At 37.6% G+C, this 8,380-nt stretch carries 8 protein-coding genes; 1 reads left to right on the top strand and 7 read right to left on the bottom strand.

All coding sequences use genetic code 11. From position 1 onward, the window contains the following. Positions 1-176: 176 nt before the first annotated feature. The 6 genes from KSK37_RS05860 to KSK37_RS05835 form a co-directional block, all read right to left on the bottom strand. Complete coding sequence (locus KSK37_RS05860) at positions 177-452, bottom strand: hypothetical protein (RefSeq protein ID WP_217200042.1); 276 nt, start codon at positions 450-452, stop codon at positions 177-179. A 178-nt stretch (positions 453-630) separates the two neighbouring features. Then, positions 631-1,452 (bottom strand): tetratricopeptide repeat protein, encoded by an 822-nt coding sequence (locus tag KSK37_RS05855; RefSeq protein ID WP_217200040.1) that lies wholly within the window; start codon positions 1,450-1,452, stop codon positions 631-633. A 117-nt stretch (positions 1,453-1,569) separates the two neighbouring features. After that, complete coding sequence (locus KSK37_RS05850) at positions 1,570-3,111, bottom strand: tetratricopeptide repeat protein (protein WP_217200038.1); 1,542 nt, start codon at positions 3,109-3,111, stop codon at positions 1,570-1,572. Next, a complete protein-coding gene (locus KSK37_RS05845) occupies positions 3,104-4,165 on the bottom strand; it encodes a protein kinase domain-containing protein (protein ID WP_217200036.1) in 1,062 nt (353 codons plus the stop codon). Before KSK37_RS05845 ends, KSK37_RS05850 begins: the two co-directional genes overlap by 8 nt. 279 nt (positions 4,166-4,444) lie before the next feature. Further along, a complete protein-coding gene (locus tag KSK37_RS05840) occupies positions 4,445-5,410 on the bottom strand; it encodes an SPFH domain-containing protein (protein WP_217200034.1) in 966 nt (321 codons plus the stop codon). Between the two features lie 809 nt (positions 5,411-6,219). After that, positions 6,220-6,762 (bottom strand): hypothetical protein, encoded by a 543-nt coding sequence (locus KSK37_RS05835; RefSeq protein WP_217200032.1) that lies wholly within the window; start codon positions 6,760-6,762, stop codon positions 6,220-6,222. A 182-nt stretch (positions 6,763-6,944) separates the two neighbouring features. On the opposite strand from KSK37_RS05835, the gene KSK37_RS05830 reads away from it, so the two are divergent. Then, entirely contained in the window at positions 6,945-7,151 is a 207-nt protein-coding gene (locus KSK37_RS05830; protein ID WP_217200030.1) for a hypothetical protein, read from the top strand. Between the two features lie 85 nt (positions 7,152-7,236). Here the strand turns inward: KSK37_RS05830 and KSK37_RS05825 are convergent, their stop codons facing one another. After that, positions 7,237-8,160, bottom strand: a complete 924-nt coding sequence (locus KSK37_RS05825) for a M23 family metallopeptidase (protein WP_217200028.1) — start codon at positions 8,158-8,160, stop codon at positions 7,237-7,239. Between the last annotated feature and the right edge of the window lie 220 nt (positions 8,161-8,380).

Raw genomic sequence — 8,380 nt, 5'->3', positions numbered from 1 at the left:
CATTCTATTTGAAGCAATTCAACAAATAAGAGAAAGTAGAGGACTAATGCGGCAGATAAGTCGTAGAACTTAGCGCGAATCATAGTTCACCTCTACTTCTCTTTCTAAAGATAAGGTTTTACATTTATTTATAGAATACAAAGTAAAGGCACGAATCTTTAGTATAGCAGTTGTCACTACCAAAGCTGCAGTCCATCATATAAGATCGATCCCACGGTTCCCAGTGCGAGCAGCGCAATAGAAACTGTCCGCGTAACCATCGCAAACTTCTGGTAATTGGCCTCATTGTTTCTTTTATCGTAATGATCCACAACCACTGAAATACAGTTGGCGGCACCGGCAATCAATCCAAAGTAAATAAGCGTGCACGCCGTACCGGTAAAACGGATGCCGTCTCCTGACCGGTCAGGAATATACACCTCACCCCGATACCATGCAAATGCCCCATACATAAGCAGAGCGGCCGCAAGGAGGATTCATTTCGTTCTTTCCTGTGCAGAAATATGATTAGGCGTATGGATGTTTTCTTTTAAATCTTTCATCTAAGGAAATAATTTGGTTAAAAAAAACGGAGTACTTACACAGGTTTTTTATGTGATTAGTTGGCTTTGTTCACAATTTCAGCAGTATCTATTTACATTTTGCCAAATAAGTCGCAATCCTTTCTTTTTGAAAGCCTTTACTAATTCCAAGATTAAAATATTTGCACGCATTTCCATAATCACCTTTATCGTAATATATTTCGCCCTTGGTTATGATGGCAACCAAGTAATCAGGGTTTATTTCTAATGCCTTATCAATGTCCTTAATTGCATTGTCATATTCTCTGAGTTTTAGATACAGGTCTGCCCTGTTATTATACAGAATTACTTCGATTGGGTGATTTGCAATTAATTTACTGAAGTCAACTAATGCTTCCGAAAATTCACCCTGTCTTTTCTTGATGTTGGCCAGGTTAGATGCAGCACCATAATCGTCTGGATACTTTGAAAGCAACTTCTCAAAAAAGGTTCTTGCTGTTACAAAATCTCCCTGTTTTACATACATCATTCCCAAGTCAAGAAGTGCGGTCTGATTAAATGGCTCTATTGTAAGGGCTGCGTTATAATCCTTTACAGCTTTTTCAGTTTCTTTCGAGTCAGCATACAGTTTTGCTCTGTTGGTATATGATATTGCAAATTTGTCATTCAGTTTTATTGATTTGTTATAGGAATCCAGCGCTTCCTTTTGCTTCCCTGATTTTCTTTGAAAGGTTCCTAAATTAGACCAATAAATATAATTGCCTCCATATTTTGAATCCAGGTCGATCAGTTGCTTGGTAACTTTTTCTGCGTTAACATTGTCCCCTGAATCAGCATACGTTTTTGCCTGTTCAATTAATTGTTCCCTTGTCTGTCCATTTGCCATTACAAATAGCAGACTTAAGGTCAATGTTAAAAGTATTCTCTTCATAGTTTTTGTTTTTTAAAATGCTATAGAACGTTTTGTAGCGAGTCGAATTGGTGAAGGATCAAAGTCAGGAAATCGAAGATTAGACGAAGTCAGACTTTGCGCAGCGGGGAAATTCAATTATCTTACGATGATTTTTTCTACACTTTCCTTCTGAATAATCACATCTTTATCCTCAGATTTTAAAGACTTAAATTTTTCGTAGTAATAGTCAAATTCATCATCTTTCAAGTAATGTAACTCCCTTGTCAAGTTTATTAATACTAAATTGTAATAGTAATTGTTTTTTAAATTTAATGAATTATCCAATGCAGATTTGTATATCTTCTTCCCTTCGTTTATTCTTTGACTTCTGAGAAGAAATAAACCAATGGTAGCTTGTAAGGTTACTTTAACCTCATTTGTTAATTCATTTGTAGGATTTTTACTTAAATAAGTTGTCAGATATTTATTAGCATTAACTAAATCGTTCTTAATGCAGTAGTTGTAAACTAAATTGTTTACAAATCCAATTTCATTATTATCGTATCTTAATCCTACCATACATAACATAATTGATTTGTCATGCTCCCCTAATATAGTTGCAATGTACGAGGCAAACATTAGGGGTCTTTTTGAAAAAGGTATATCCAAAAACCAATCTATGCAATTATAAAAAGACTTTTTAAAATTTCCTTTTTTAAAATTTTCATACGCAAAGGCTTCAAAGGGATTGATAACCTTATCAAAATCTTCTGTATTGAATATCAACCTACCATCTCTTTTGCTGAGCCATTCAAATTGTGCTAAACTATTATCATTAGGACAAGAAATTGATATATCCAGTAAAGGTTTTGCTTTTTTAAAAGACCCATTTTCCAGTTCCAGTGACCCTAATGAACTTGATAATTCAGTGATATCAAACAAGGATAGATTTTTTGACTCAATTAATTTAAAGCCATTTTTAATAAATGGGGAAAATCGATTTATTAATTGTGAAGACGCTATATGTGCTGAAATCAACCATGGATCATTTTTTATATTGCTAGTCTTTCGTAAATAATACAGTGCCCTTTCTTCATCACCATTATGTATAAAAAACCTTGTTGCGGATCGTAACACAAACCTATTTTCAGATGCTAAATTTAATGCTATTATCATACTTTTTTCGGCCTTATGTAAATGGCCCTTTATAGTGTATAATCTCGCTAACTCGACCCAGTATATAGCATTATTTAAGTGGTTTTTAGTTTTGTTTTTGGTTTTCGATATTATTTTGTTAAACAATTTCTCATCAAAAATAGAATTAAATTCGTCAATTGATGTGATGTTCTTTTCTAAAACTTTTGTGCTACTTTCAATCTCTGGATTCAGCTCGTCTTTAATTTGGTTAATTAGTGAAAGTAAAGGATTTGACGCGTCCAAAATGTTTTCTTCAACCAACCTGATTGCATCTTGTAGCTCAGTAGAAAATAAATCGTTTAATATAAAAGATCTATTTATTAAGTCTGCTGCGACGCCGATTGTTTTATTGTTTTGCCAATCTAATAAAACACCGGATTTGTCAATACTTAATTTTTTGCTATCATGCAGAAGCCCAAGCTCTCCAATTTTTACCGTTCTGCGAAAATCTCTCCAATTAGGGACAAGAAATCTCCTTTCGAGTTCGTAGATATTAGTCATTTTTATATAAATTTAGTTCTGCTCGCCTTTTGATCAAATCTAATTTAGAAATAGCTCTTTTTAGGCTAAATTGATTTCCAACTTCTTTAATATTCTTTATATGCCCCCTCTTCTCAGGTATGGGAAAACAGCAGTATTTAATTATTTCTGTTAAATCAGTTGAAAATTCTTGATTATCAAAACTTGAGGATAATTCATCAATGCTTCTGGTATAAGCATCAATTAAATAATTTTTAACTTGATCAAAACTACCAGAAAAAACACCCCATCGAAACCTTGGGTCTAAATTTTTCCCAATTAATGCGGTCATATTAACACCTATAAAATAATAAGTCACCAAACTACCAAATAAATACATGTCAGTGGAGTTGACTCTTATGTTCCAATCTGGGATGGTGTACTTATATAAAAATTCTGGCGGCGAATAGTCCATTTGCCCGCTGAAATATCCATCGTCGTGCGGCGCGGGAATGGTCGCACATAGAGATCTTCCTAAATCTCCAATCTTAGAAGTTGAAGCTCTATCATACAATAGGATGTTTGATGGTTTAAGGTCCTGATGTGCAATCTTTACACTGTGTAACTGTTCTAAAGCAACGGCAACATCGTGTAACGATTTTATTTTCCAAACTAAATCAACATTATTTGAAAACTTAATATTGGAGCGGATATCACCCTCAGCAATCTCAAATATGAGATAGGGTACATTAGATATTGTAAATCCCTCAACTATTATTTCTCCTTCATCTATGATGACTGCGACTTTTGTGAGTCTACTGTCTTTACATTTTAAAAGTAGGTTTTTCTCAAACGTAAACGCGTTAGTTTGTTCTTGTAAAATCTCTACAATCGATCTTCCGGGAAATTGTTGGAAAAAAGCGTTAAAATTTAATGCCTTTAAAAATGCTTTCTCACCATTTTTCTCTACTATGTAACAAACACTAAAGAATCCACCAGTTGCTCCCACCGCTTGCACTACCTTATGCCTTACAGTCCATTCGTTTTTTAAGGTTCTACCGGTCAAATTGTGCGCTGCAATATCCGTAATGCTCATATTATTGATTTTTATTATTAAATTAATAAACTCTAAAATTCTTCATACAACTTCGCATTTTATAGCGTCTAGCTGTTGCTGCTCCTCATCCGCCTATTTACAATATCCTTAATTATCTGCTAATATTTTATATGATTCACAACAGATTTTGGATAATGTCGTCGTATAAACACCCTATAAACGTACTATACCTACTCCCATTATTGAATTCAAAAAAATAGAGTATATTTTTAATAAAAATGTAAAAACACGCTATGTTTGCAGAGTCTTAAGTTCCTCTTACTTGCTTACATTCAGTAAAGTATTACTCCCGCTCCCCAGCACCGTGCTCGGCATTACGCCATCCCATTTCAGCACACGCTGGTATTCCACATAAGTAGGCGTAATTTCCTGCTGTTTCAGGCTGATGGCTTTTGCCTCCGCCTGCGCTCTGATGACCACAGAAGCCGAATCTCCTTTCGCCAGCTGTATCTTTCTCTGAGCATCTGCCTGTGCAACTCTTGCCTGAGCTTCGGCTTTAATCGCATCAGCATCTGCCGTTGCCTTGTCTTCAATCGACTGGCGGATGGCTTTTGGGGGCTGGATATTGGTTTTCAGTTGGGACACCATAAACCATTTCCCGATTCTTTTATTCACTTCCGACAGAATTTCTGCCTCATAAGTTTCCCGGTTGTTGAACAGGTAGTCGATTGAATGCCTGTTAGCAACATCGTTGATGGCGCCGATGATGGCATTGTTCAGCCAGCCTTCCTGTATTGCTTCCAGTCCGCCTTTTTTGTAGGTGGACCTCAGGTTCGTAAACATATCAGACGCGGTAGATTCCTTCACCGAATAGTTGAACGAAGGTTTGATAGGGCAGGGGAAACCGCCTTTCGCAACAATAATGGATTCCGGATATTCAATATGTCTCTGATCGAGCGGAACTTCCTGAATTTCCTGGGTGTATTTGTTATAGAACACCACTCCCGAAACCTCTTCAGTATTCGAAGCGCCCCGCTTGTCGCCGAGTAAATTGATTAAAAGTCCTTTGTGACCCACACTGATCACCTCATAATTGATGGGCTGGAAAAGTGCTGCAAGAACGGAGAGTAAGATAAAAGTGACGGGTTTCCATTTGAAACCGGTAGGTTTGCGGTTCCCGTTTTTATCGGGTTCAGAGTAGGTGAGGACGTCGAGTTTTTTTGTGATGATCCCAATGGTAACCAGTACCCCGATCAGCACCAACAGTAGAAATGTTAGAGACATAAATAGTTTTTATAGGTAAGTCTTAAAGATACTCATTCTGATGAATCCCACAAAAAGGAAAACCGTAAAGCAGGAAATGTTTTCTGATGCGTCAGAAAAGAACTGAACTTCACTCCACTAATGTCTCCGTGTCTTCATTAACGCCTCCATGAGCACTGCTGTTTAGAAAACCACAAAGTCACAAAGTTTCGCATTTAAATTAACTCTAGAACACAAAAACAGCATTAGCTCCCTGTGTCCGCTGTGAAATCTCTGTGTTCTCTGTGGTTAAAAAAAACCCAAAGTCACAAAAGCACATACAATATGATCATGCATCACTCATTACGGTTCAGCAGAATAAACTCCTTCTGTCCTTTGTGAAACCTCTCTGTTCTCGGTGGTTAAAAAAACCACAAAGTCACAAAAGCACATACAATATGATCATGCATCGATCATTACGGTTCAGCAGAATAAACTCCCTGTGTCCTCTGTGAAATCTCTGTGTTCTCTGTGGTTAAGAAAAACTACAAAGGCGATAAGTTTAAATGATCCAAACATCGAACAGTATACGAACAGTGAATATAGAATGGATATACAACGGTCGAAGAAAGGATATACAAAGGATATACAATGGATATACAAAGGATATAGAAACATCAGTTCCTTATATTTTTGTAAAGTAAAGTTTCCTGTAAAAAACCTTCTGATAGAAAGTGTTTGAAGAATATTGTTGCCGGAAAACACTATCGGCGTAGTTTCCCAAAAATACCCTTTTCCTCCCTTTAATGAAAAAAAATGGAAAATAATGGAAAATAACGGAAAGTTTTGCCCTATTTTACCTTTTCAAGAAGATACAGTTTCGTTCCGGAAAATGCCAGTTTAGGCATCAGATTGCCCTCCAGAACCATGGTTTTGCTGCTTACATCGATGACAGAAATGTAGTTGCCGGAATTATATTCGAGATAATTTTCTCTCTCTTTGGTAGCTGGATTTTTCCCGAATTCGAAATCGTATTTTACCCAGTCTTCCTCTTCAGTACTGCAGTGTACAGGCTTGAATTTGGACCTTTTGGCACTAAAAACCATCTGATCGAATCCTCCGCATTCGCTGCTGAAAGAACTGTCAGGATTCCCGTCTTTCTCGAAATCAGCAAAAGAACCTTTATAGGCTCCCACCACTTTCCAGGTGCCGTCAATACGGTCTTCGTCTATTTTGCCTTTTGCTTTGGCAACCGTCCAGCCTATGCCTTTTACGGTTCCTTTCACTGCTTTATAGGCAACCTTCGTCGTGCCTTTTACCACTTTTGCGGCGGTGGAAACGATACAGGAATTCAATAGCGTTACGGCAGAAACGAGGATGATCAGTTTTTTCATACTTTAATTTAAAACGAATATAAGCTTTTTTCAAAATACCTTCTTGACTGAAGTTTTCGAAAACACAAAGATGGTACAGTTTTTTCTGAACTGAATAGTATGCTGCTGCGGACAAGATATTCTGCAGCGGCAGATGGGCTTCAATACCTTTCTGCTGAAATTTAAATTTAAATCCTTTCCCCATGAAAAAATTAATCATCGCAATGGTGAGTATGGCTGCGGTAAGCTGCTCACAGAATGACAAGCCTCAAAGCACGGAACCGGCAGATTACGCGGAAACTGAAAAAAAACTGATTCAGAACCATATTCAGGATTCCATAAAGGGAGACAGTATCAACGCGTCTACCGCAATGCCTCCGCAGAATGCCCCTGAAAAGAAGGATAAGTAACCTTAGAGTAATCAATGTCCTCGCGTATTCAGTAAACCAAAAAAAACGCCCCGTTACGGAGCGTTTGAAATATCGTGAAGGACTCTTAAAGATTCATAAACAGTTTCGGGTTTACCGGCGTGTTGTTTTTGTGCACTTCATAATGAAGATGAGGTCCGGTAGAACGTCCCGAATTACCTGATCTTGCAATCACCTGATTGACTTTGATCACGTCATTGGCATCCACCAGAATCTCGGAAAGGTGACCGTAAAGTGTTGCAAGTCCGTTTCCGTGGGATACAATAACGCAGTTTCCGTAACCGCCTTTCTGACCTGCGAAAATTACCGTTCCTTTTGCGGCAGCGCGCACATCGGTTCCGTAAGGTACCGCGATATCCAATCCTTTATGGAACTGCATCTGGTCAGCCTCCGCCGGCGGATTGTTTTTCTCCATGGTTTTTGCTACCACATTATCAGTCCCAGTCACCGGAATTCTTTTTATGTTTCCAAGGCTGTCCTTTACTTCGGTGTACTGAGGCTCAGGTTTGGCCGTCGGTTTCATAGGTTTCGCACTTGCAAGCAAGACATTTGGAAAAGGAATCGGGTTTTTCCGCTTCCCGAAATTGGAAGAGATATAGCCTTCCGTAGGAATACCGAGCGGTACCTGCTGCAGTTTGTTCTGCAGATCCATTAAATACTGGCTGTAGCGGTTGGTTTGTTTTGCAAGATATACCGCGTTGGAAATGCTGTCTTTTGCAAGTATCTCTATTTTGCCGTCACTGATGTTTTTGGAAGCCAGAAACGAATTGAGTTCTCTCACCGTGTTATCAACCAAAGTAAGGTTGTTTTTCATCTCCAGGTAATCAATACTGTCTTTCTGGGTATTTATCTTTACTAAATTTACTTCGTAAGTTTTGTCGCTTTTTTCCGAGAAAATTTTCCCGATGAATAATGCCTGTCCGAAAATAACAAGCAGAAGCGCTCCCAAGAGAACATTCACCTTCTTTTTGTTGCTTAAGAAATTCTTCATTCTTTATGATACATTTTTAGGTGTGCAAAAATAATTAAAAAAATAGATTAGCAGCTGTGTGTTAGTCAATAAACCTTTAAAACTATGATTAAAATCAATTCAAATGAGAGGTTGGCAAGTCAGTTATTAAGAAATTTTTAAAAATTAGTGTTAATAATCTCAGGAATTGCAAGTTAACGGACTTCATTAACCGGTCTGCTGCTTTTCTGCATTGAAGGTT

This window comes from Kaistella soli, assembly GCF_019038595.1.
In the GTDB taxonomy this organism is placed as follows: Bacteria; Bacteroidota; Bacteroidia; order Flavobacteriales; family Weeksellaceae; genus Kaistella; species Kaistella soli.
Note: the sequence above shows the minus strand (reverse complement) of the source record. Positions and strands in the feature narration are given on the sequence as shown.